Here is a 25,472-nt window from a genome sequence, read left to right on the forward strand (position 1 = left end):
GAAAGTAGGATTAATGAGCGACTACAAACATACTTTGAATTTACCGGAAACAATGTTTCCAATGCGTGGCAATTTGGCACAACGTGAACCAAAAATGCTTAAAGCATGGTATGAAGACGACCTATACGGTCAAATTCGCAGCGCGAAGAAAGGTAAAAAAACTTTCATTTTGCATGACGGCCCTCCGTATGCAAACGGCGATATCCATTTAGGCCACTCAGTAAATAAAATATTAAAAGATATTATTGTTAAGTCTAAAACTTTATCAGACTTTGATGCGCCATACGTACCAGGTTGGGACTGTCATGGTTTACCAATCGAGTTAATGGTTGAGAAAAAAGTCGGTAAACCCGGTGTTAAGGTAACTGCGGCAGAGTTTCGTGAGAAATGTCGTGCCTATGCTAAAAAGCAAGTGGAAGGCCAAAAAGTAGACTTTAAACGTTTAGGCGTTTTTGGTGATTGGGATAAACCTTACCTAACCATGAACTTTGACTTTGAAGCTAATGCCATTCGTGTACTAGGCCGCATTATAAAAAATGGTCACTTACATAAAGGTGCTAAGCCTGTGCATTGGTGTACAGATTGTGGTTCAGCATTGGCTGAAGCAGAAGTTGAATACCAAGATAAACAATCTCCAGCTATTGATGTACGTTTTACTTTTACAGATCAAGATGCGGTGGTTAATGCGTTTGATTTAGCGGCTGGCCATACAGGAACAGGTAGCGTAGGAACCGTTATTTGGACTACGACACCATGGACTTTGCCAGCAAACCGTGCGGTAGCTGTGCATGCTGATTTAGAATACGCGCTAGTACAAGTAGAAGACGAAGGCGTTCAGCAACGTCTTATTATAGGTTCTGAGCTGGTTAAAGACGCGATGGATCGTTTTGGTTTCAACCATTTCCATATCCTTGGCTATGTTAAAGGCGCAGCACTTGAAAACCTAACTGTAGCACATCCTTTTTACGACTTTAATGTTCCTGTTATTGTTGCTGAGCACGTAACAACAGATTCTGGTACCGGTATCGTGCATACTGCACCAGGTCATGGTCAAGAAGATTTCGTGGCAGGTCTTGAGTACAATCTTGAAGTAGCTAACCCTGTTGGCGCAAACGGTGTGTACTTACCTGATACTGAATTATTTGCCGGTCAACATGTGTTTAAAGCCAATGCGAGTGTAATTGAGGTATTAAAAGAAAATAATGCCCTAATGCATCATCATGCATTAACGCACAGCTACCCACATTGCTGGCGCCATAAAACGCCTATTATCTTCCGTGCCACACCACAATGGTTTGTTAGCATGGATCAGGCTAACTTGCGCCAAGATTCACTGGCTGAAATTAAAAATACTCAGTGGTTACCTGAATGGGGCGAAAGCCGTATTGCTAACATGGTTGAAGGTCGCCCTGATTGGTGTATTTCACGTCAACGTACTTGGGGTGTACCTATTGCGTTGTTTGTTGATAAAGACACGGGCGCATTACACCCAAATACTCAAGAGCTGATTGAACAAGCAGCAGCGCTTGTTGAAAAGTCAGGTATTCAAGCTTGGTATGACCTAGAGCCAGCTACTTTACTAGGTGAAAAAGACGCACAACAATACATGAAAGTGCAAGACACACTCGATGTGTGGTTTGATTCAGGTGTAACTCATGCCTGTGTTGTTGATGCGCGAGAAGATTTAACCGGTCCTGCTGATTTATACCTAGAGGGTTCAGATCAACACCGTGGTTGGTTTATGTCATCAATGATGACCTCAGTGGCAATAAATGGTCATGCACCTTACAAGCAAGTGCTAACGCATGGCTTTACGGTTGATGAAAACGGCCGCAAAATGTCTAAGTCATTAGGTAATGTGATTTCACCACAAAATGTGATGAATAAACTAGGCGCTGATATTTTACGTTTATGGGTAGCATCAACTGATTACACGGCAGAAATGACGGTATCAGATGAAATATTCAAACGTTCAGCAGATCGCTACCGTCGTATTCGTAACACCAGCCGTTACTTACTTGCTAACCTTAGCGGTTTTGATCCAAAAACAGATCAAGTTGCTGTTGATGATATGGTTGAGCTTGATAAGTGGATTGTAGGGCGTGCAGCACAGTTACAAGATGACATTTTAGCAGCATACGATAGCTACCAAATGCTATTAGTAACGCAAAAGCTAATGAACTTCTGTACCGGTGAGCTTGGTTCGTTCTACTTAGACGTTATAAAAGATCGTCAGTACACGGCAAAAAGCGACAGTCATGCACGTCGTTCTTGTCAAACCGCGCTGTACCACATTGCTGAAGCGATGACGCGTTGGATGGCACCAATCATGAGCTTTACAGCACAAGAAATTTGGGAAGCACTTCCAGGTGAGCGCAGTGATTATGTATTTACTTCATCTTGGTATGAGGGCTTACAAGCACCAACAACGACCAAGTTTAGTAATGAAGACTGGCAAGCTATTTTAAATGTGCGTGACGAAGTGAACCGTCTGCTAGAAGCTGCACGTAAAGAAGAAGTGATTGGCGCTACGTTGCAAGCAACGGTTAACTTGTTTGCAAGCAAAGAACTTGCAGCTAAGCTGGCGGCATTGGGCGATGAACTGCGCTTTGTATTACTAACTTCAGCTGTAAATGTTACTGAGGTGGATAGCCAGCCAGCAGACTCACAAGCAACTGAAATTGAAGGTTTATACATTAGCGTATCAGCAACTGATGCTAAAAAGTGTGAGCGCTGTTGGCATTATAGTGAAGATGTAGGTATTGAACCTGCGCACCCTGAAATCTGTGGTCGTTGTGTTAGTAACGTTGACGGTGAAGGTGAAAAGCGTCAATTCGCTTAGGAGTTGTTTTTAGTGAGCAAACTAGCCCAAAAAAGTGGTTTAGTGTGGCTTTGGTTGAGTCTATTACTACTAGTAATAGACTTTGCCAGTAAAACACTGGTTGTAAATACCATGGCCTATGGTGAGTCAATTAATCTACTGCCTGTTTTTAGTATCACTTATGTACATAATTACGGTGCAGCTTACAGCTTTTTAAGCGAAGCGGGTGGCTGGCAACGTTGGTTTTTAAGTGTAATAGCAATTGCAATTAGTTGTTTGTTGGTATGGTGGTTAAAGCGCCTTCCTGCGTCTAATAAAGTATTGTGCAGTGCATATTCGTTAGTGTTAGCGGGTGCTATCGGCAACTTATACGACCGTGTTGCTTATGGATACGTTATTGACTTTTTACATGTGTTTTACGAAGACTCACATTTCCCCGTATTTAATATTGCAGACTGCGCTATTTGTATAGGCGCTGCATTATTACTATTTGACGCCTTTACAGGCGAAGAACCAAAGGAGCATAAAGCATGAGCCAAGCTGTAATTGGTGAAAACTCAGACGTTATTTTTCATTTTTCTATTAAACTAGAAGATGGCTCTGCCGCTGACTCAACAAAAGTGCATAACAAACCTGCCAAGCTCGCTATGGGTGATGGCAGCTTAACCGCTAACTTTGAAAAATGTTTGCTTGGCCTAACTGCGGGTGAAAGCAAAACATTTGAACTTGAGCCTGAAGATGCCTTTGGTCAACCCAATCCAGATAATATTTATTATGTAGATCGTAGTAAGTTTGGTGCAGAAACACCGGCTAAAGTAGGTGCGATTATTGCCTTTACTCAACCTGATGGTACTGAGCTTCCAGGCCTGGTTCGTGAAGTGCAAGGTGAGTCTGTCACTATCGATTTTAACCACCCTTTAGCGGGTCAACGTTTAACGTTTGAGGTTGATATTATTGAGGTACAAGGTTAATGGAAATATTACTAGCTAATCCACGAGGCTTTTGCGCCGGTGTTGACCGCGCAATTAGTATTGTTGAGCGCGCTTTAGATATTTTTGAAAAACCAATCTATGTAAGACACGAAGTGGTGCATAACCGTTATGTAGTCGATGGTTTAAAAAATCGCGGCGCCGTGTTTGTCGAAGAACTAGATCAGGTTCCTGATGATAGCATTGTTATTTTTAGCGCTCATGGTGTATCTCAGGCTGTTCGCTCAGAGGCTAAACGCAGAGAGTTAAAAGTATTTGATGCAACCTGTCCGTTAGTGACTAAGGTGCATATGGAAGTAACGCGTGCTAGTAAAAAAGGTATTGAATGCATCTTAATTGGTCACCACGGACACCCTGAGGTTGAGGGTACCATGGGTCAATACGATAACGAGCAAGGTGGAATTTACCTTGTTGAAACGGTTGATGATGTATTAAAGCTTGATGTAAAAAATGCGGATAATCTTTTTTACTGCAGCCAAACAACTCTATCTGTAGATGATACTGCCGATGTGATTGATGCTTTACGTAGTAAATTTCCTGCAATCGATGGCCCACGTAAAGATGATATTTGTTATGCAACGCAAAACCGTCAAGATGCGGTTCGTGATTTAGCTGATAAAGTAGATGTGTTATTAGTTGTGGGTGCTAAAAATAGCTCCAACTCTAATCGCTTACGAGAGCTGGCAGATAAGATGGGGACGCAAGCCTATTTAATTGATGATGCTAGTAATGTTGAAGCATCATGGTTTGATGGTATCAATAGTGTAGGTGTGACTGCCGGTGCTTCAGCTCCTGAGGTATTAGTTCAGCAAGTCATTACTCGTTTAAAAGAGCTTGGTGGCACGCAAGTAACCGAGAACCCAGGTGAAGAAGAAAACATCGTTTTTGCTGTACCAGTAGAGCTGCGTTAGTCTATTAATAGATAAAAGGAGGGCCGAATGAGTAAGCAACTGACACCAGATGCACTACTTTTTTCGGCCCTTTTTAATGAGCGTGGTGTACTTGCATCCCTCGTAGTAACACAAGTCGTGGCTATTATTTTAGCTTTTGCTCCTAATGCTGGCGGTGACATATGGCTGCACTTGGGAGAGATTAGTTTATTTCTTCATGTAACAGTATTAGTCAGTACCTCTTTTTTATACATTTGCCGGCGATTTCTTGCAAAACAGCCTCAGTTTATTCAGCTTAGTTTTTTTATTGCTGTATATAGTCTGAGCACTGCTTTATTTAGTCTGGCTTTTTCTCATATTGCTTTTGATATAGAAAACGAAAAACAACTTACGTTTTTTGTGTTACGTAATTGCATTATTGTATTTTTGCTTACCTTACTTTTTGTACAATTTTTGCTTATTCATTTTGAAAAAGAACAGCAAGCCAAAGCACTCTCTCGAGCGGAGCTTGATGCCTTGCAGGCGCGGATCAGACCCCATTTTTTATATAATAGTTTGAATACGGCAGCAGAATTAACGCATCATGACGTTGAAGCTGCTGAGAATGCTATTTTGGCATTAGCAGCGCTTTCGCAAGCTGCAATGCGTTCAGGGCAAAGTGTATTACTCAGTGATGAAATAATATTAACTAAACAATATATTGCTCTTGAATCATGGCGTTTTGCAGAGCGTTTACAGGTTGAGTGGTTATTACCAGAAAACCTCCCTGCGCTCTATATTCCATATCTAACATTACAACCTTTGGTAGAGAACGCAGTATGTCATGGTGTAGAGCCCAGCCAAAGTGGTGCTACCATTAGTATTGAGTTGCATGTTACAACATATTATTTAACCTTGATTGTAACTAACCCTGTACCTACTGAAACTGCTAATACTAGAGAGCATAACGGTATGGCAATTGATAATATCCGTTCTCGTTTAAGTATTTATTATAAAGGTCGGGCGCAATTGACTATAACCAACAAAGAAAATAAATTTAGAGTTAAAGTGGTTATCCCAAAACAAACAGAGAACATGTTATGAATGTACTGATTGTAGATGATGAACCCTTAGCAAGAGCACGCTTAAAGCGTTTACTTGGTCAAAGCCATACATCCATTCATGTGCAAGGTGAGGCCGATAATGGCAATGACGCTTTAATGAAAATAGAAGAGCTTCAGCCTGATTTAGTGTTTTTAGATGTTGACATGCCAGGCTTAAATGGCATCGAAGTGGCTAATCAACTCAATTGCTTGGCGGTTCCCCCTGCGATTATTTTTATAACCGCTCACCCTGAGCATGCACTTGATGCACTGCAACTAAATGCAGCTGGGTATTTAGTAAAACCTATATCAGTAAAAAGTTTGCAACATGCATTACAACAGCTAGGACGTTTAAACAGAGTACACCTGCAACAGCAACATACAGAAAAAGTAACGTATCAACTGGCCGGCACTATCAGAAGTATTGAAATAGAGAGTATTTTTTATTTTAACGCAGAGGAAAAGTATACCAAGGTTGTGTTTGATCAAGGGGAAGCTTTAATTGAGGACAGTTTAAAGCATCTTGAAATGCAATACCCGCATCATTTATTAAGAATTCATCGACATACTTTGGTGAATAAGAACAAAATCATTGCCCTACATACGCTTAAAAACCATCAACATGTTATTGAGCTACAAGGCTGTAGTGCTTTTTTAGCTGTAAGTCGTCGAGCACTCAAAAGCGTAAAAAGCGAACTTTAATACACCTACCCATTAACCGCTTATCAACATAATTAACCGTTAGTCATGGTTCTAGTTGAATCTAATTTTTAATTGCATACACTTATTGTTAGATAATTATTATTTGGTTTAAGTATGTTCTCGACTGTATTTAAGTTTCAAAAGGGCTTTACTCTCATCGAAGTTCTGATTGCTTTCATTATTTTAAGCTTTGGCTTACTCGGTGCGGTGGCTTTACAAGCAAAAGCAAAGCAAGCAAGTTTTGATTCAATGCAACGTGCTGCTGCTGTTGCGCTTGGTAATGATATTATTCAACGTATTCGAGCAAACGATACTTCGCAACTCGCGACCCATTATGATGTAGAGTTTACCAGTGAAACCACTAAGAAACCGTCTAAAACATGTTTTACAAGCTCTTGTAGTAACGCACAAATAGCTAGTTTAGATATCGAGCAATGGAAACGTGCTATCCGAGCCCGAGAGAATACCGGATCACTTGATGGGGCAACTGTGTGTATTAACCCTGAAGTTGTAGGGGGGTCTGGGGGGAAAGCATATAACATAGAGGTTATTGTTTCTTGGCAGGGTCGCCAAGAATTTAAAGCGAGTGAGGCCACAGGTAAAATTAGCTGTGGTGTTGCAGATAAAAAACGTCGCTTAGTCGTGCTTAATAGCTATGTATACGTTAGGAGCTAAAATGAAGCAAACAGGATTTACACTCATTGAAATGATGATATCTCTATTTATAGGGGGATTAATTTTGGGTGGGGTAATGTTTACTTATATCGGTATGAAAGTAACCACCAAAGACACAATGACTATAGGTGAGTTACAAGAATCAGGTCGCTTAGCTATAAATATTATGCAACGTGATATTGAGCAGGTTGGTTTTTGGGGAACATTTTATGATGATTCTTTCACCGTTATAAACACATCATCATTGTCGAATCCTACAGGTGATTGTTTTGAAGGTCTCAATAACGGTAGCTTTCCTGATTTAACCAGCAGCAGTAACTTTAAAACGCTTTATGCAAAAACAGCTACTAGTTCAAGTGAACTTAATTGCGTTAATAACCCTTTAGCAGGCACTGATATTTTACAGGTTAAGTTTTTACAAGGAAACCAACTAGAAGTGGATGCCGCAGGTGTTAATGAAACGCAAAGTGATGAGAATTATTTTATTGCTGAGCAAGAAAGTGCTCGCTTTGAACGAGGTGTTGTTGACCCTACTAGCATAAATATTAATGCGTCGGTATGGCCGTATAGTCATCACAGCTATTATATTTCAGAGCAAACTTATACGGTAAATAATAAGAGCCTTACTGTACCTGCACTAATGCGAAAACGTTTGGTGGGAGGGTCTATAAACACTGAAACTATAATGGAAGGCGTGGAAAATATGCGTTTTGTTTTTGGTCTAGATACTACCAGCGACAGCCGTGTTGATACATACAAAAGCATCAATGATATGAATGTCAGTGACTGGGAAAATCGTAAAGGCATTTTAACAGTACAAGTTTTTTTATTGATCAGAGCATTGCAGCCTGATCCTGGTCTTAAAATTAAGAACCAAACGTACGTATTAGGGGAAGATGCTAATAGTCGCACTCTCACTTTTTCAGATAATTTCAGACGAACTGTTTTCACGACGACTATTCGTTTAAATAACGTGGGTGCAAATTTATGGCGTATTTAACGCAGATGAAAAATAAACAACAGGGCGTTGTACTTATTACAGCGCTTATTATGGTCATAGCAGTGACAGGAATTGCGGTTACTTTAATGAGCAGTAGTAGTATTGATATTAAAATTACCAACGCAGCCCAAGAGCGCGAGGTTGCAGAAAATCAACTAATTGGTGAAGTGCAGCGAATAATTGCTGACGAAGTCAGTAAAGGAGCTGCTAATCAGTTCTTTTTGACCCCTGAAGAAGTTTCAGACAAGGGTATTGTTATGGCCGAACGTGATGATATGAAAAGCAATATGATTAATTTAAACAATGGTGTACTCGATTTAGAATGCCCTCGTCGTTTTAGTTTTACTGCTGGTATCTCATGCAACATGGTACAAGTTTCAACAACCATAGAATATGGCTCTAAAAGTAAGCACCAGCTTACAATTGTCACCGGCGTAGCCCAAGAGATGGCTAGCATAAGTAAGGGGATTTAAAATGAAGCTTACGTTAAAGAGAGTACTCATTTCTATATTTTGTGTATTAATTAGTTTATCAGCGAATGGTGAAGACATAGAGCTCTATGTTAACCACAATGTGGAAACTAATGAAAAGCCACGTGTTATTATGATTTTTGATACCTCGGGAAGTATGGCCTGGGATGTAAACGATGGCAATGCCTGTTATAAAAGAAGCGGTAGTAGCTATTACGAGGTTGATTGCTTTGAAAGTAAAGACAGTTATAAACGAAATGAGCAATGTTATAAAAGAACTAGTTACTACAATTATGAACCCACATGTAGTGATAGCCGCTTAAGAGTTGCGCAAAATGCTATCACCCAATTAGTGAACGATAACGATGATATTGAATTTGGTTTAATGCGCTTTAATGGTAGCAATGGCGGGTATGTTTTAGCCAGAGTAGGGGCTGAAAAGTCATTTTTACTGAATAAAGTAGAAGAGTTACCTGCAAGTGGTTCAACTCCATTAACAGAAACACTCTGGGAAGCCTACCTGTATATCACGGGACAAAACGTATATTACGGGGGAAATACTAATGAACGAGATTTTACAGCTGAATCATCAGGAGTTTATAAATCACCCTTTGCGCCTGTTACTGGCGAGCCACTTAGGTGTGATAACAGTATTAATATTATTTTAATGACAGATGGCGATCCTACAAACGACTCTAACAGAAATAATGATATATATAATCTCCATGATGACTATTTTTCTGAAAATGCACCTGCTGTTAGTAATAGTTATTTAGCAGCATTGGCGAAAATTATCCATGGTACAGATGATGTAAAAGTTGATTTGTATAGCAAAACCAGTAATGTGCTTGATATTGGACGTGTATTTCCTATCGGTTTTGGTACGGGTATGAGTGACTCAGGTAAAAACTTACTTACTGAGACTGCAGATTACGGTGGTGGGCAATACTTACATGCGAATACAGCTGCGCAACTATCTGATGCACTTAAAAATACGATTTCTCGTATTCGTGAAGTAAATGATAGTTTTTCATCGCCGTCGGTGGCGAGTAACAATGTAGATCAAACTCGAAGTCGTGATGCTATTTATTTTGCTATGTTTTATCCAGAAACCGGTGCGCGCTGGCGTGGCAACCTCAAAAAGTTAAAAGTTTCAGGTAGTCAGATTGTTGACGCAACTAACAAGCCTGCTCTTAATAGCGAAGGTTTAATTTCAAAAGATGCAAAAACATTTTGGCTTCCTGCAGGCCAACCCGCTGACGGTAATGCTGTTGCACAAGGTGGTGTGAATCATTATTTAAGCACGATAGATCCGCTTGCTCGTAATTTATTTACGGAGAATCAAGGCTCTGTTGTTAGTTTTAATACTTCGGTTGTTAGTGACATTCTTAGCGGGGTTACCAATAACCCGTTGTCCCTATCTAGTCAAGATGTGAATTGGGCAAGAGGGGTCGACGTTGATGATGAGGATAAAGATGGTTCATCACAAGATCAACGATCTGATATTTTTGGCGACCCATTACATTCAAAACCTATTGCCATCGACTATGGCAATGATGATATACGAATTCTTATAGGAACAAATGCTGGGTTTTTACATATGTTTAAAGATGCCGGTGAGACTGTAAGTGAAAGCTGGGCGTTTATACCTTCAGCATTATTTGACATTATTAAACCACTCAGAAATAAACAAGCGGATAGTAAAGTATATGGTATGGACGGCCCTATCAGTGTTTACTTTAGTAATAAGAGTTTAAATAGCGAAGGTTTAAATGACGGTATTATAGATGCTAGTAAAGGAGATGCTGTTTGGGCTTTTGCTGGTATGCGTCGTGGTGGCAAGAATTACTACGGCTTAGATATTACAAATCCGAATCAACCAAAGCGCCTTTGGAGCAAACCAATTGAAGGCGGCAAAGGCGACTTTACGGAATTAGCACAAACATGGTCAAAACCTCAAATAGCTTATATTAAAGCTTTTGGTAATAAACCTTTACTCGTATTTGGTGCAGGTTACGATGTTAATAAAGACGCCGCAATTAGGTCTGAGGACTCCAGCGGCCGGGGTATTTATATTGTTGAAGCAAAAACTGGCAGTTTAGTTTGGGCGTTAACCCCAGATAGCAATGGTTTTAAAGGTAAACATAGCATTGCCGCTGATTTAACTACGCTTGATTCAGATTATGACGGCTATATTGACCGAATTTATGCTTCAGATACCGGTGGTAATATTTGGCGCATTGATATGCCAGGAGAAGATAGCCGCGAGTTCAGCCATTTCAAACTTGCAGAGCTTGGTAGCAATCAAAATACCCAAGATAGACGTTTCTTTTATAAGCCTTTAGTTGCGCGTACCTTGTTTAGTAAAGTAACAGAGACGACCATCAACGGTGATAAGGTTATTACCCGTTTAGATACTCCTTATGATGCTGTTGTTATCGGCAGTGGTAATCGCTCAAAACCAACGAATACAAATGAGCAAGATCAATTGTTTATGATTCGTGATGAAAATACGCTGACACGCTCATTTAAGACCAATGCGCCTGCTGCAATAAAACCATCTGACTTAATGATTATGAATGATGATCCGTTTGGTAATACTCTAGATGACATAGATGGTTTTAACCTTGTTGAAGCTGAGTTGGCAAAAAAGAAAGGGTGGCGCTATGAATTAGCTAAAGGTGAAAAGTCATTGGCTGCAGCTACCGTTGTTGGTGGGGTTGCTTATTTTACCTCTTTCACGCCAGCATCTGATGAAGTTGTAGAGAATCAATGTTCCTTAAGCGGAGGCGGTGGTGCGCTTTATGCATTTCATTTGCATTATGGTACAAAAGTGTATGATCAGCTCAAATTTGCAACCAGTTATGATGTACCCGATACACCACAGCTTTATTTTGGTGCGACTAACTCTTGTACCGATTCGAACGGTGATGGAAAGTGTGATGATAATCCAGAAGAAGACGTTATCGAAGAAAGTCAGTTTTTTCTAATTGGCCCTGGAATAAAAGGTGAGCAAGCCGAAAACCCTCTTAAACCTGTAGAAATTACAGGACCTGGTTTAAAAGTGGTTGACGGTACAATCAAGCTGGTTAATGATAAAGAGCCCATTGGTTTTGGCTTTAAAACGCAGCAAACATATATTTATAAGCGTGAAGAAAACGACGAAATAAACAATTAAGGGCTGTATATGAACAAGACACAACAAGGATTCACATTAATTGAGTTAATGATCACAGTTGCGATTGTTGGCATCATTGCTGCAGTTGCACTGCCGAATTACACTGAGTATGTAAAAAGGGCATCACGCGCGGAAGCTGCATCTGCGCTGTTAGATGCGGCAAACAAGCAAGAGCAATACTTTGTAGATAACCGAGTTTATTCGACTTCGTTTAGCGACTTAGGTATTCAAAGTAAAACTGAAAACGGGCATTTTGAGTTGGCAATTAATGTGGTTGATAGCAATGAATTTACAATTACAGCTAAACCCATCGCTGGAGCGGTGAAAGGGGATGCTGATTGTACTGAGCTGTCTATTAATGACTTAGGCTTAAAAGGGGCTAAAGGCACCAAAGGTAAATCAGATATAAATTATTGTTGGGGTAGATAATGCAGGTAAACCTTACTCTGGATTATATACCTATCTCAAGTAGCTACTTTTGGCGCTAATTGTGTTGAATTTACTTGCAATAGCCCAGCTATTGACGCGAAAATCCACCTTGTTTTCACTGTGAGTCTCTGGCTAGAGGAAATAAACCTAGCTATCACTATTATCCAATATATTAGTAAATCTCTTAACCAGAGTTCAGGTTAGTTATTTTTGCATCTATTTGTGGACTTTATCCGTATGCGACCTGTTTGACTTATAGAAAGAGCAAGCCCCTCAAGGCTTGCTTTTTCGCTATTAGGGCAATAGATAAAAGTACCGTTTTGAAAGCCATTTAAAGAGCCGTCGGGTCTAAAAGTTATTGCAGTGCGAGGGTACTCTAAGCTATCAGAGGGATGGGTATGTTCAAAGGTACTAATAAGACGTTCGTCATTATCCAAAGATGTTGACTTGTCATCATCAGTAAATAGTGACACACCCGTGTGCCACTCACCATCTAAACATTGTTTATCTTTTAAAGCGCAAAGAGTTACGTAGCTGCCATGCTCTATAGCATAAAGACGTGCTAAATTAATATTTCGGTGTAATAAATTCACCTGATTATCAGCGCGATTGAGCGCCAAGAAATCAGGAACAAACCATAAAGAGAGTTGGCTCAGTATTGCTATAACTGAAATGGTTATTAGTAATTCTACTAGCGTAACGCCATCGTTTTTGTGAACACTTATAATTAACTTCATCCCTGAAGCCTTACATTGAACAGTCCATTATATTAGTTTAGTAAATAATCAAAAAACGACAAAGTATGAAATGGCTTTTAGCTGCAGGTTTGAGTTGTGTCACCTATATAAAAAGCAGTCCCTGATTGAGACAGTGTTAACCCTTTATTATTTTCATTAGTACCATTAGGGCAAAAAATAAAATTTCCAGGTTTAGTGGTGATACGACCGCTGGTGTTAAACCGTATTCGTCTATCTCCAGCTGTGAATGTTACCTTATCATTAAGGTTAATTTTTTCCATAACGCGAATTAAGCTGTCAGATGAAGAATTATATTGACCATCATTATCTGCATCAATAAAGGTAATAATAACTTTATTACGATCCCACCTTGCTCGGCATTGCATACTATCATCATTATTTTTAACCTCCGAATGCTGAGCTGCACAAATAACCACGATTTCATCAGTACTAGCTGCTTGTGATCGCGCAAAACTAATATTACGCTTTAGCTCCAATAAAAAGTTTTCGCCTCGGTTTTCTTCCAGCATATCGCTACTATTCCATATTGCAATACTCGCTATTATCGCAACAATAGCAACGGTAACCATTAACTCTAATAGAGTAAATCCTGTATGCTTGGTTTTCATATAAATCTCATTAACTCGATGATGTTGAAAGGTCAACAGACCCTAGTATAGTTATTTTTATTAAAATAATCATACCATGATTATTTTTCACCTGTGCTATTCAATCACTTTGTTTGCTATGAACCTCATGATTGTCTAAAATCGAGGCAACTGAGGCTTTCAAAAGTAACTAATATGAAAAAAATAGAAGCAATCATTAAACCGTTTAAGCTCGATGATGTGCGCGAAGCACTTTCTGATGTTGGTATTACGGGTATGACAGTAAGTGAAGTAAAAGGGTTTGGGCGTCAAAAAGGCCACACTGAGCTATACCGTGGTGCAGAGTATATGGTTGATTTTTTACCTAAGGTAAAGCTGGACATTGTGCTTGGTGATGAAGATGTAGAACGTGCTATTGATATGATTGTTAAAACCGCACAAACAGGTAAAATTGGTGATGGTAAAATATTTGTCACTGAGGTAGAGCGTGTTGTTCGTATTCGTACCGCAGAAGAAGATGAAGACGCAATATAATCGTTGTCTTGAGTATAAGAAAGGCGCTACTTTAATTTAAAAGTAGCGCCTTTTTTGTGTTATTTATTTCTACTGTTAAATTTGCGTGTTTGCGCTGCATTATCACTTAATTCAGTTAACCCAAGCTTATCGTAGCTTTTTTCCATCATGGCTAATGCTGCATCAAGGTAGCTACTTTGTGAGTAGTGCTCTACCACATACTTGCCGCGATTCGCAGCTGCTAAATAGGCTTCACGTTCATAATAGTAAGTCGCAACCTTCAGCTCATAACGAGCCATACGGTTTAATAACCAAACTAAACGACGTTTTGCCTCCGGCGCATAATCACTTTCTGGAAAACGTTTAACTAAGGTTGATAAGTCGGTATAAGCAACACGGGTGCGTTTAGCATCTCTGTCGGCTCTATCTACACCAAAGTATTCTTGGAAAGCATTTTTATCAGCTTTAATATTAACCAAACCACGCATGTAATACATGTAATCTAAATCTTTGTGGTTTGGGTTTAAGCGAATGAAGCGGTCAATTGTCGCCAGTGCTTGCTCTGTATTACCTGATTGGTAATGTGCATACACTAAATCCATTTGTACTTGCTTTGAAAACGGGCCAAACGGGTAGCGAGAATCAATTGCCGCTAACAGTTCAATTGCACGTGCGTATAAACCAGAATCAAGCGTTTGTTTTGCATCTTCGTATAGTGCTTGTGCTGATCTGTTTGGTACTCGTTGAATATCTTCTTGGTCAGGCGCAGACGAACAAGCTCCTAAACTAAGCACTGAAACTGAAAAAACAATGGCGAATGCACGTTTCCCTATTTTATTTATCATTTTATTTGTTACCTTCGATGTCTTCGGCTAGGCCAAGTGGGTAAAACCGAGTAAACTATGCGTATTATGTTATGCTTTTATTAAAAGCGATTCTAACCCAGTCAAGCAAAGCTTGCACTGGTAAATTGGGTAAAGTTACTAATGTCAGAGCAAATATCTCTCCAAGCCGAGGTCCCAACAGACTTAGGTGGTAAACGTCTAGACCAAGTATTAGCACAATTGTTCCCTGATTATTCACGATCACGGATAAAAACGTGGATTTTAGATGATAAAATCACCGTTGATGGCGAAATCTTCAACACACCGCGTGAAAAATTACTCGGTGGTGAAGTTGTGACTGTTGAAACAACAATAGAAGCACCTCGTGAATACGAAGCACAAGATATCAAATTAAACATCGTTTATGAAGACGATGATATTTTAGTGATCAACAAACCAATGGGATTAGTGGTTCATCCGGGCGCAGGCAATCCTGACGGTACGGTGTTAAATGCGTTACTTCATCATTTTCCAGACATTATCAACGTGCCACGCGCGGGTATAGTGCATCGTCTAGATAAAGACACCACAGGTTTAATGGTTGTCGCGAAAACGATTCAGGCACAAACTCACCTGGTGAAAGCCTTACAAAAGCGCGAAAATTTCACACGTGAATATGAAGCGTTATGTAATGGTACTATGACTGCCGGTGGTATGGTTGAAAAAGCGATTGGCCGCCATCCAACTCAGCGTACGCATATGGCAGTTCATGAAATGGGTAAACCAGCGATTACGCATTACCGTGTGGCAGAAAAGTTCCGTGCTCATACTCGTTTGCGTTTACGCCTTGAAACCGGACGTACGCATCAAATTCGCGTGCATATGGCGTACTTAAACCACCCATTAATTGGCGATCAATCTTATGGCGGTCGTCCTCGTCCACCAAAAGGAGCAACGCCTGAGCTGTTTGAGTTACTGCGTAGCTTTAAGCGTCAAGCGCTCCATGCTGTTAAATTAAGCATTGCTCATCCAATTACCGGTGAAATGATGACCTGGCAAGCACCTATCCCTGATGATATGGTTCAGATGACTCAAGCACTGCGTGAAGATACAAAAGCAAATCCAGACATAGCTAGTTAATTATGTCTGGCTTATCAGCTACATGGCAATCTATTCAGGGTGTAGGCACATTGAGTACTACACGGGATGGAGGCGTATCAAAGCCTCCATTTGATAGCTTGAATTTAGGATTGCATGTAGGTGATAACAGCCAAGATGTATTAACCAATCGAGCGCATGTAAATAGTTACATACCTAATCCTGCTGTTTGGTTAAATCAGGTTCATAGCGCTGATGTAATTAGAGTGGATGAAGGGTTTGATTTTAACCAAACTCTGATGGGGGATGCGCTTTACACGCAATTATATAATCAACCTTTAGCTATAATGACCGCTGACTGTTTACCTATTTTACTTACCTCAAGCGATGGCCAAGAAGTGGCTGCAATTCACGCCGGTTGGCGAGGGTTAGCGCAAGGAATCATTAATAATACAGTTAGCTATTTTAAGCATGCACCAACGAACTTACATGCTTGGTTAGGTCCTGCAATAGGGGCTGACCAATTTGAAGTCGGCCAAGAGGTCGTTGCAACATTTACAGCCAACAATCCAGCTTTGCATGATGCGTTTAAACCTCAAAATAACGATAAATATTTAGCTGATATTTATTACATAGCGCGTATTTTGCTAAACCAACGGGGTGTTGTGAATATTAGTGGTGGTGAATACTGCACGTTCTCTCAAAAAAATCAGTTTTTTTCTTATCGACGTGACGGCCAAACCGGTCGTATGGCAAGTTTGATCTGGCGCAAGTAAATTACTATTAAGTGATTATTTTTCCCTCAATACCTTGAACAAATCCGCTAACATACCCATTTATAAAGTAATTCGTTTTTTTATAGGTAAACCCCCATGCGTTTAGATAGATTTACAAGTAAATTTCAGTCTGCGCTTTCAGATGCGCAATCATTAGCGCTAGGTCGCGATCATCAATTTATTGAACCCGTTCACCTTATGTATGCTTTATTAAAGCAAAGTGGTTCAAGTGTGCGTGCCTTGTTTGCACAAATGGGCATTAGTATTGACGAGCTCAATACCAAACTATCTCAAGAGATAGAAAAGTTATTTAAAGTGGAAGGTGTTGGTGGCGATGTGCAATTGTCAAACAACATGGTTTCACTTATTAATCTGTGTGACAAGTATGCCCAAAAACGCAAAGATAAATATATCTCAAGCGAACTGTTTGTTTTAGTTGCATGTGAAGATAAAGGGCCGCTTGGCAGTGTATTTAAAGCACTTAATATCACTGCTAACAAAGTTGAAACTGCCATAGAAGCAATTCGCGGTGGTCAAAAAGTTGATGATCCTAATGCTGAAGAAACTCGTCAAGCACTTGAAAAGTACACTATTGATTTAACTGAGCGGGCGGAGCAAGGTAAGCTTGACCCTGTAATCGGCCGTGATGATGAAATTCGTCGCACCATCCAAGTATTACAACGCCGCACCAAAAACAATCCTGTGTTAATTGGTGAGCCTGGGGTGGGTAAAACCGCGATTGCCGAAGGGCTTGCGCAACGTATTATTAATGGGGAAGTGCCAGAGGGCTTAAAAAACAAGCGCGTACTCTCGCTTGATTTAGGCGCGTTGGTTGCTGGGGCCAAATACCGAGGTGAATTTGAAGAGCGTTTAAAATCAGTTTTAAATGAATTGGCCAAAGAAGAAGGCCAAGTGATTTTGTTTATTGATGAAATTCATACCATTGTTGGCGCTGGTAAAAGTGATGGCGCTATGGATGCGGGTAACATGTTAAAACCTGCATTAGCACGTGGTGAACTTCATTGCGTAGGTGCAACGACCTTAGATGAATATCGTAAATACATTGAAAAAGATGCTGCACTTGAGCGCCGTTTCCAAAAAGTATTAATTGAAGAGCCATCGGTTGAAGATACTATCGCTATATTACGTGGTCTAAAAGAGCGTTACGAATTACATCACTCAGTGGAAATCACCGATCCGGCAATTGTTGCTGCAGCGCAGTTATCACATCGCTATATTAGTGATCGCCAATTACCTGATAAAGCAATTGATTTAATTGACGAAGCGGGCTCTTCTATTCGACTGCAAATTGATTCAAAACCTGAAGCCTTAGATAAGTTAGAGCGTCGTATCATTCAGTTAAAAATTGAAGATAACGCCTTGGCTAAAGAAAAAGACGAGGCGAGTCAAAAGCGCCGTGCAGAAATGGTTGAGCTGATCACTGAGCTTGAGGTGCAATACCGTGAACTCGATGAAGTATGGAATGCCGAAAAAGCGTCTTTGCAAGGTACGCAAGTCATTAAAGCTGAGCTTGAACAGGCACGACTTGATTTAGAAGTGGCACGCAGAGCAAGCGATTTACAGCGCATGTCAGAACTGCAATATGGCCGTATACCCGAGCTTGAGCGTAAGCTTGATTTAGCATCGCAAGCCGAAATGCAAGAAATGAGCTTACTTAAAAACCAAGTGGGCGAAGACGAAATAGCCGAAATTTTATCACGTTGGACTGGTATTCCGGTGGCACGTATGCTTCAAGGTGAGCGTGAAAAACTATTGCAAATGGAAGAGCAGTTGCACAATAAAGTGATAGGGCAAGATGAAGCGGTGGTTGCTGTGGCTAATGCCATCCGTCGTTCGCGTGCAGGGCTTGCTGATCCGAATCGTCCTATTGGCTCATTTCTATTCTTAGGGCCAACAGGGGTGGGTAAAACAGAGCTAACAAAAGCGTTGGCTGGCTATATGTTTGACACTGAAAGTGCCATGGTACGCATTGATATGTCTGAGTTTATGGAAAAACACTCAGTTGCGCGTTTAGTCGGTGCGCCTCCCGGTTATGTAGGTTACGAAGAAGGTGGCTATTTAACCGAAGCTGTTCGTCGTAAACCCTATTCGGTTATCTTGCTTGATGAAATAGAAAAGGCGCACCCAGATGTGTTTAATATTTTATTACAAGTTCTTGATGACGGGCGTTTAACGGATGGCCAAGGGCGTACGGTTGATTTTAAAAATACGGTTATCATTATGACCTCTAACTTAGGTTCAGACATTATCCAAGAGCAATCGGGAAGTAATGACTATGACGAGCTTAAAGCAAAGGTAATGGGTGTACTGCATAATGAGTTCAGGCCTGAATTTATTAACCGTATTGATGAAACAGTAGTGTTCCACTCACTTGCACATAGTCATATTAAAGAAATCGCAGATATACAGTTAAGTAAATTGCGTGAACGATTAACTGAGATGGGCTATTTACTTGAATTGACGGATGCTGCGCTTGAGCGGATTGCTGCCAGTGGTTTTGATCCGGTTTATGGCGCTCGCCCACTTAAGCGTGCAATACAACAAACCATTGAAAATCCGTTAGCACAAAAGCTGCTTAATAATGATTTTCAACCAGGCTGCATCATTGTTATTGATGCAAGTAGTGAGGGCTTAGAGTTTACTAGCCGATAATCTGAGCACAGTAAAAAGCCGCTGAAAACAGCGGCTTTTTTGTTTTTGATTCAAGTGGGTGGATTAAACTTTAAAGGTAAGCAGTAAATCATTTACTTTTCGTGAGCCTTCGACCAATTCAGCAGCGCCATGTGCTACGCTATAACTAAGCTGTAAATTGTCATCCCCCAAGCCTTTAATTTTTTCAACATTGCAGCCAATATCTCGACTTACCACTTGTTGTTGCTCTGCGGCGGCTGAGATGTCGGTAGCAAGTTGTGAAATTTCACTAATTTGAATGAAAATACTATCTAGCTCTTGTTGTGTTTGCCCTGTGGTGTTAACACAGTCATCGGCTTGTTGTTTTGTGCTCTGCATGATTTTAGACCAGCTAAACAAGGTGTCTTGAATCTCTTTAATGGAGCTATGAATTTGTGCTGTGGCGTTTTGAGTACGTGAGGACAATGCGCGTACTTCATCAGCGACCACCGCAAAACCTCGACCATGCTCACCAGCACGGGCAGCTTCAATCGCAGCGTTAAGTGCTAACAAATTGGTTTGCTCTGCAATGCCTTCTATTTCACTCATTACCTGACCAATTTTATCGGCCTCAGAGGCAAGTCCTGTGGCTGTGGTTGCCGCTTGCTCAACTTGCATGGCTAAGTCAGATACCATCTTGCTGTTATCGGCAATATGACTTTTTATATCAGAGCAGCTTTGATAGGTGATCCCTACTTTATCTGCGGTATCATTGGTATTATTAGAAATTTCACCAATGGTGGTGCTCATTTGTGACATTGCTGTGGCTATTTGCTCAAGCTGGGTTCCCTGAGAAGAAATACCTTGTTCGGTCAGCGTAGATTGCTGATCTAAGCCTTGGGCAATGGTATTAAAACTCAAGGTTGAGTCTTTAACACGACCGAGTACCGTTTTTAACTTAGCGCAAAGCATTTGCTCTCGGTAATCACTAATACTGTGAGGGTGTGAACCACTAAATACATAACGAGACACCGAATCTGCCTGGCTTTTTTGCTGCTTTAGAGTTGCAGGTGTTGCTATTAGCTCATCATAATTTAAAGCTAAAATGATAATACACACCACCAAGTTAACCGCTGCAATTGCGATTGACCCCCAAATAGCGACACTAGCTAACCAAACTAAAACACCGGCTATGCTCAAGCTCTGTCTGAGTGAGGTGTGCTCACGCCAGCTAAATAGTGACTTATTAGCGTTAACTTTGGCATACAGCTTCTGCGCTCTGCGTTTTGCATGTTGCGAGAGTTTTACACGCACAGACTGATAACCAATCAATTGGCCATGTTCAAAAATAGGTGTTACAAATGCATCAACCCAATAGTAACGGCCATCTTTACATAAGTTTTTTACAGCACCACGCCAAGAATGTCCTTGCTTTAAGGTGTCCCACATCTCTTTAAATGCTGCTTTAGGCATATCAGGATGGCGAACGATATTGTGGTTTTTATTGATGAGTTCATCCATTTCATAGCCAGCAATACTGCAAAATTCATGATTGGCATAGGTAATAACACCTCGAAGATCGGTCGTTGAAACCAACTCTTGATGTTCTTCAAAAGTGACCTCTTCATCTATTAAGCTTTGATTACGACGCATAGTAATCCTTTATCATTCTTTATTGGGGTGTCTATTGTAATTACTAAAACTAATGTACGTTAGTGATAAGTTTTAAATAGCAGTAGTAAGGCATTTTTTTTAATGTTTTTATGATCTTTATCAATTTTAAGAGTAATTGATTTTTTTAGTTATGCCAAACTTTTAGCAAGTGATTCACCCTTTCGTACGGGGAGAAATAATGCTTTGAGGTTGCGATGTATTGTGGCAAATAATATGCAAAAGAAATTGTATATTGCTGGTGGCAATGGCAAGATTATCTTTTATGGCGTGAAACAAAGCGTGTTTAAAATTCATTAAAAGCTATATCTAATAAATTCATATAGTTTTTTCTTCATTTAATCTTGAGTAAAGGTAATTAGACCCCATAACCTTATGATTAAGCCACTTGGCTCGAGGAAACTTTTTTTTGGCAACTTATAATTTAAAGAACACGCTCAACGCGCTATCTAATGCAGATAATCAGCATGCTATTAAAGGTATTATGCGCGGTATTGAGAGAGAATCATTAAGAATTAAACCCGATGGTTCTATTTCTAAACAAGCTCACCCAAAAGGGGTTGGCTGCGCGCTTACCAACGGACATATCACGACTGACTTTTCTGAGTCTTTACTTGAGTTTATTACGCCTGTTAGCGAGTCATCAACGCAAACGTTACAACAGCTGAAAGATTTACAAAAGTTCACCCTAGAACATATGGACGATGAACTGCTGTGGCCAATTAGTATGCCGTGTTTTATAAATCATCAGGACGATATTGTATTAGCACAATTTGGCGATTCTAACGTTGGTAAAATGAAAACCTTATACCGCGAAGGTTTAAAGAACCGCTATGGTAGTATGATGCAAGCGATTGCTGGGGTGCACTTTAATATTTCTTTTCCAGAAACGTTATGGCAGTCACTACATTCACAAAAGCAAAGCAGCGCGAAGCTTGAAGACTTTATATCTGATGGGTACTTAGCATTAATTCGTAATTTTAAGCGCGAGTTGTGGTTAATTAGCTATATGTTTGGTGCGTCACCGGCATTGTGTAGTTCATTTTTGCAGGGGCGTAAAAGCGATTTACCGTTTAAAAAGCTGGGTAAAGGTACTTTATATTTAGAAGTGGGCACGGCGCTTCGATTAGGTAACTTAGGTTATACCAACAGTGCACAGTCATCATTACGCGTTATGTATAACTCATTAGATGAGTATGTAGCAGGGCTTAAAAAAGCCATAAATACGCCTTCAGATATTTATGGCAGTATTGACGACTACACCAGTGCAGAGCCAAAGCAATTAAATAAAAATATTCTACAAATAGAGAACGAGTTTTACTCGCCAATTCGCCCTAAGCGTAATGCTAAAAATGGTGAAACACCCACTGATGCTCTACTAAGAGCGGGTATAGAATATATTGAAATTCGTGCGTTGGATGTTAACCCATTTAGTGAAGTTGGCATTGATTTAGAGCAAATACACTTTTTAGATGTATTTTTAACCTATTGTTTATTAAAAGACTCAGCCCCTATGGACTGGGAAGAGCAAGCGCGAAGCACTGAAAATCTTGATACAGTAGTAAACCAAGGCCGAGAAAAAGGCCTAATGCTTAATTTTAATAATGAGCAGCGCAGTCTTGAATCATGGGGTGATGAAATATTTAATCAGCTCGTTGATGTTGCTAAGTGGATGGATAGCGCGTACGGGGTTGATTATTACTCAAACACTATTAAGCGCATGGCAACGTGGGTGCATAATCCTACATTAACCTATTCAGGGCGTTATGTTGAGCAATTAAAAGCATCAGGGCTAGATAATGGTCATTATGCACTCTCACTTGCTCAAAAGTATAAACAAAGCCATGATATAGCCAGTTATACTGAATTCTCAAAGTCGTGGTTAGAGCAACAAGCGACAGAGTCTTACCAAGCTCAAAAAGCAATTGAGCAAGCCGATAATCAATCATTTACTGCGTTTTTAGATACGTATTTCAGGGTCAGTTGACCTTTGCGGATTACAATTTGTTCAAACTAGGAGCGGTTTAATCGCGGCGCGAGGTTTGTAACCTAGTGGGCTCGATAACTGCTCCTGCGTTATTCTACTGGCTTACATCCATGTAAGAATAAGTAAAAACCGAGCAACAAAGAGCAAATCGCTCCTAGGCAGAACCCGAAGGGCAGCGCCTGTTTGGCATTGATGCTGCGTTATCGCCTATTTATGGGGAATAACCACACCACATAGGCTCTGCCTTGCCTAAATACCAAACAGGCTGCTGCAAATTCAACCTTGAAAGGTCAACAGACCCAAGTAAGTCGTAGGCAAAAAAAACGCAGCTCATAGTAGCTGCGTAAATATTCTTTAGGGATGAAACAATGCTGTACTGCTGCATTCATAGATTCAGACCCACGCTTTTTTAAAAAGTTCAGTGAGATCTTAAAAAATGAAAAAAAATATTATTACTTTATCTCTAGTGCTTACTTTAGTTGGTTGTGCCACTGCACCACCTAAGCAACCAGAAGATATTTGTAAAATCTTTGAAGAGAAATCTGACTGGTATTTTGATGCTAAAGACGCGCAAGACAAGTGGGGCTCTCCCAAACACGTATTAATGAGCATGATGTATCAAGAAAGCTCTTTTCGTCATGATGCTGCACCGCCTATGGAATACTTTTTATGGATAATACCAACTGGACGCGCAAGTGATGCTTATGGTTATTCTCAAGCTAAAACGCCAACTTGGTCTGATTATATTCGTGAAACAGGTAATAGTGGTGCTGATAGAGATGAATTTGAAGATGCGATCGATTTTATGGCGTGGTTTGTCTATAAAACCCATAAAGTTAATGGTGTTTCTAAATGGGATGCCTACGCACAGTATTTAAACTATCACGAAGGGTGGGGCGGTTATAAGCGAGGCACTTATCGTAAGAAAAAATGGTTAATGAGCGTTGCCAATAAAGTAAAACACCGTGCGAGCCGTTATGGAGCGCAGCTAAGACGCTGTGAGGATGATTTAGACAAAGGTTGGTTAGAGCGTTTATTCTTTTAACTAATCTAAGCCCTGATTAATTAAAAAAGGAGCCATTTGGCTCCTTTTTTATTGGGTTATTTTTTACGTTTATTGGGCTGAATTTTAACTTGTTTAATCATGTTTTCTTTTATTTCAAGCACTTCAACTGGGTAACCCGCAATACGAATACTTAAGTTAGCATCAGGAATATCTTCCAAATATTCAACAATCAGGCCACTTAAAGTTTTAGGGCCATCTAATGGGAATTCCCAGCCCATTTCTTTATTTAAGTCGCGAACGTTAGCACCACCATCAACAATGTAAGAGCCATCGTTCTGTGTGGTTACTTCTTCACTTGGTGTGCGGGTTTGAGTAGTAGTGAAATCGCCCACAACCTCTTCAAGAATATCCTCTAGGGTAACTAAGCCTTGGATATCGCCATATTCATCAACAACAATACCAATTCGTTCTTTTGATAACTGAAACTTCAGTAGTTGGGTATTAAGCGACGTTCCCTCAGGAATAAAGTAAATTTCACGTACAGCGCGCAGTAGCGAAGGTTTATCGAATTGCTCTTTAGTAAGAAGACGCAATGCATCACGAGAGTGAATAAAGCCTACTGCATCATCTATATTGTCGCGGTATAAAAGCACGCGAGTATGTTGAGCATGAGTCAGCTGCTTACTAATTATTTTCCAGTCATCGTTAATATCAATCGCCACAATTTCATTGCGGGGTATCATAATATCTTCAACGGTAACCTGTTCTAAATCTAAAATTGAGGTCAGCATACTTTGGTGGCGCGCCGGGATCAGCGCTCCAGATTCGTTAAGCACGGTTTTTAATTCTTCTTTACTCATGCTGTGCTCATCTATTTGTGCAGCACTAATTCCAAATAAGCGCAATATGCCGTTGGTCATCCAGTTAACAACAACCACAAACGGGAAGAGTATTTTTAACAAGCCTTTGAGTATCACAGAGCTGGGAAAAGCGACTCGCTCAGGATAGAGGGCGGCCAGTGTTTTTGGCGTTACTTCAGCGAAAATTAGTACAACAAGTGTTAATGCACCTGTCGCTATGGCAATACCTAAATCGCCATACAAGCGAATACCAATAATGGTGGCTACCTGCGCTGCAGCAATATTAACAAGGTTATTACCAATTAGGATCAGACCTATCAACCTATCTGGTCGACTCAGTAATTTACTAACGCGTTTCGCAGCACGATGATTCTCTTTAGCGAGGTGTCGCAAACGAATACGGTTGATTGACATGATTCCGGTTTCTGACCCGGAGAAGTAAGCAGAAAAAAGCACCAATAAACCTAATATGATAAACAGGGTACTTGTCGATATGTCGTCCAACGATGGATCCTTTTTTTATAA

The 25,472-nt window shown here is 40.3% G+C and carries 22 protein-coding genes; 17 read left to right on the forward strand and 5 right to left on the reverse strand.

Features of this window, described 5'->3' with window-relative positions; genetic code table 11:
- The first annotated feature begins 13 nt into the window (after positions 1-13).
- From ileS to CWB78_RS03665, 11 genes are all read left to right on the forward strand, one after another.
- A complete protein-coding gene (gene ileS / locus CWB78_RS03615) occupies positions 14-2,842 on the forward strand; it encodes an isoleucine--tRNA ligase (protein ID WP_138594246.1) in 2,829 nt (942 codons plus the stop codon).
- 12 nt (positions 2,843-2,854) lie between these two features.
- The gene (gene lspA, locus CWB78_RS03620; protein WP_010391273.1) at positions 2,855-3,355 is read left to right on the forward strand and encodes a signal peptidase II; all 501 of its coding nucleotides are present in this window, start codon (positions 2,855-2,857) and stop codon (positions 3,353-3,355) included.
- Positions 3,352-3,792 carry an FKBP-type peptidyl-prolyl cis-trans isomerase gene (gene fkpB, locus CWB78_RS03625; protein WP_138594248.1) on the forward strand — a complete coding sequence of 147 codons (441 nt, stop codon included), beginning with the start codon at positions 3,352-3,354 and terminating at the stop codon, positions 3,790-3,792. Before lspA ends, fkpB begins: the two co-directional genes overlap by 4 nt.
- The gene (ispH, locus tag CWB78_RS03630; protein WP_054202112.1) at positions 3,792-4,721 is read left to right on the forward strand and encodes a 4-hydroxy-3-methylbut-2-enyl diphosphate reductase; all 930 of its coding nucleotides are present in this window, start codon (positions 3,792-3,794) and stop codon (positions 4,719-4,721) included. Before fkpB ends, ispH begins: the two co-directional genes overlap by 1 nt.
- A gap of 27 nt (positions 4,722-4,748) precedes the next feature.
- Positions 4,749-5,783, forward strand: coding sequence for a sensor histidine kinase (locus tag CWB78_RS03635; RefSeq protein WP_138594250.1), 1,035 nt, complete (start codon positions 4,749-4,751; stop codon positions 5,781-5,783).
- Entirely contained in the window at positions 5,780-6,484 is a 705-nt protein-coding gene (locus tag CWB78_RS03640; RefSeq protein ID WP_138594252.1) for a LytR/AlgR family response regulator transcription factor, read from the forward strand. Before CWB78_RS03635 ends, CWB78_RS03640 begins: the two co-directional genes overlap by 4 nt.
- 114 nt (positions 6,485-6,598) lie before the next feature.
- Positions 6,599-7,159, forward strand: a complete 561-nt coding sequence (gene pilV, locus CWB78_RS03645; protein WP_010391280.1) for a type IV pilus modification protein PilV — start codon at positions 6,599-6,601, stop codon at positions 7,157-7,159.
- 1 nt (position 7,160) lies between these two features.
- Positions 7,161-8,159 (forward strand): PilW family protein, encoded by a 999-nt coding sequence (locus CWB78_RS03650; RefSeq protein WP_010391281.1) that lies wholly within the window; start codon positions 7,161-7,163, stop codon positions 8,157-8,159.
- Positions 8,147-8,632, forward strand: coding sequence for a hypothetical protein (locus tag CWB78_RS03655; RefSeq protein WP_055011715.1), 486 nt, complete (start codon positions 8,147-8,149; stop codon positions 8,630-8,632). The genes CWB78_RS03650 and CWB78_RS03655 overlap by 13 nt, the downstream gene beginning before the upstream one ends.
- Before the next feature lies 1 nt (position 8,633).
- On the forward strand, positions 8,634-11,807 hold the full coding sequence (locus CWB78_RS03660) for a pilus assembly protein (protein ID WP_138594254.1): 3,174 nt from the start codon (positions 8,634-8,636) through the stop codon (positions 11,805-11,807).
- 9 nt (positions 11,808-11,816) lie between these two features.
- Positions 11,817-12,236: a type IV pilin protein gene (locus CWB78_RS03665; protein WP_055011717.1), complete on the forward strand. Its 420-nt coding sequence runs from the start codon at positions 11,817-11,819 to the stop codon at positions 12,234-12,236.
- 200 nt (positions 12,237-12,436) lie between these two features.
- Here the strand turns inward: CWB78_RS03665 and CWB78_RS03670 are convergent, their stop codons facing one another.
- Both CWB78_RS03670 and CWB78_RS03675 read right to left on the reverse strand, forming a co-directional pair.
- On the reverse strand, positions 12,437-12,973 hold the full coding sequence (locus tag CWB78_RS03670) for a GspH/FimT family pseudopilin (RefSeq protein ID WP_138594256.1): 537 nt from the start codon (positions 12,971-12,973) through the stop codon (positions 12,437-12,439).
- Between the two features lie 77 nt (positions 12,974-13,050).
- On the reverse strand, positions 13,051-13,602 hold the full coding sequence (locus CWB78_RS03675) for a GspH/FimT family pseudopilin (RefSeq protein ID WP_138570447.1): 552 nt from the start codon (positions 13,600-13,602) through the stop codon (positions 13,051-13,053).
- Between the two features lie 174 nt (positions 13,603-13,776).
- Here CWB78_RS03675 and CWB78_RS03680 point away from each other — a divergent pair, with 174 nt between their 5' ends.
- On the forward strand, positions 13,777-14,115 hold the full coding sequence (locus CWB78_RS03680; protein ID WP_054202119.1) for a P-II family nitrogen regulator: 339 nt from the start codon (positions 13,777-13,779) through the stop codon (positions 14,113-14,115).
- Positions 14,116-14,174: 59 nt separating this feature from the next.
- Here the strand turns inward: CWB78_RS03680 and CWB78_RS03685 are convergent, their stop codons facing one another.
- Complete coding sequence (locus tag CWB78_RS03685; RefSeq protein WP_055011718.1) at positions 14,175-14,939, reverse strand: outer membrane protein assembly factor BamD; 765 nt, start codon at positions 14,937-14,939, stop codon at positions 14,175-14,177.
- 141 nt (positions 14,940-15,080) lie between these two features.
- On the opposite strand from CWB78_RS03685, the gene rluD reads away from it, so the two are divergent.
- The 3 genes from rluD to clpB all read left to right on the forward strand — a co-directional run bounded on the left by rluD (position 15,081) and on the right by clpB (position 19,465).
- Positions 15,081-16,058, forward strand: coding sequence for a 23S rRNA pseudouridine(1911/1915/1917) synthase RluD (rluD, locus tag CWB78_RS03690; RefSeq protein ID WP_138594258.1), 978 nt, complete (start codon positions 15,081-15,083; stop codon positions 16,056-16,058).
- A gap of 2 nt (positions 16,059-16,060) precedes the next feature.
- Positions 16,061-16,792: a peptidoglycan editing factor PgeF gene (gene pgeF, locus CWB78_RS03695; RefSeq protein ID WP_138594260.1), complete on the forward strand. Its 732-nt coding sequence runs from the start codon at positions 16,061-16,063 to the stop codon at positions 16,790-16,792.
- Positions 16,793-16,888: 96 nt separating this feature from the next.
- Positions 16,889-19,465 (forward strand): ATP-dependent chaperone ClpB, encoded by a 2,577-nt coding sequence (clpB, locus tag CWB78_RS03700; RefSeq protein WP_010391293.1) that lies wholly within the window; start codon positions 16,889-16,891, stop codon positions 19,463-19,465.
- A gap of 63 nt (positions 19,466-19,528) precedes the next feature.
- On the opposite strand, the gene CWB78_RS03705 is transcribed toward clpB, so the two are convergent.
- Positions 19,529-21,076, reverse strand: a complete 1,548-nt coding sequence (locus CWB78_RS03705) for a methyl-accepting chemotaxis protein (RefSeq protein ID WP_138594262.1) — start codon at positions 21,074-21,076, stop codon at positions 19,529-19,531.
- 427 nt (positions 21,077-21,503) lie between these two features.
- Between CWB78_RS03705 and gshA the strand changes: the two genes are divergently transcribed.
- Positions 21,504-23,081 (forward strand): glutamate--cysteine ligase, encoded by a 1,578-nt coding sequence (gene gshA, locus CWB78_RS03710; RefSeq protein WP_010391296.1) that lies wholly within the window; start codon positions 21,504-21,506, stop codon positions 23,079-23,081.
- 436 nt (positions 23,082-23,517) lie between these two features.
- Positions 23,518-24,126: a transglycosylase SLT domain-containing protein gene (locus CWB78_RS03715; RefSeq protein WP_010391298.1), complete on the forward strand. Its 609-nt coding sequence runs from the start codon at positions 23,518-23,520 to the stop codon at positions 24,124-24,126.
- Positions 24,127-24,182: 56 nt separating this feature from the next.
- On the opposite strand, the gene CWB78_RS03720 is transcribed toward CWB78_RS03715, so the two are convergent.
- Complete coding sequence (locus CWB78_RS03720; RefSeq protein ID WP_010391300.1) at positions 24,183-25,451, reverse strand: HlyC/CorC family transporter; 1,269 nt, start codon at positions 25,449-25,451, stop codon at positions 24,183-24,185.
- Positions 25,452-25,472: the final 21 nt, after the last annotated feature.

Source organism: Pseudoalteromonas sp. S1612, assembly GCF_005887175.1.
GTDB classification, from domain to species: Bacteria; Pseudomonadota; Gammaproteobacteria; order Enterobacterales; family Alteromonadaceae; genus Pseudoalteromonas; species Pseudoalteromonas undina.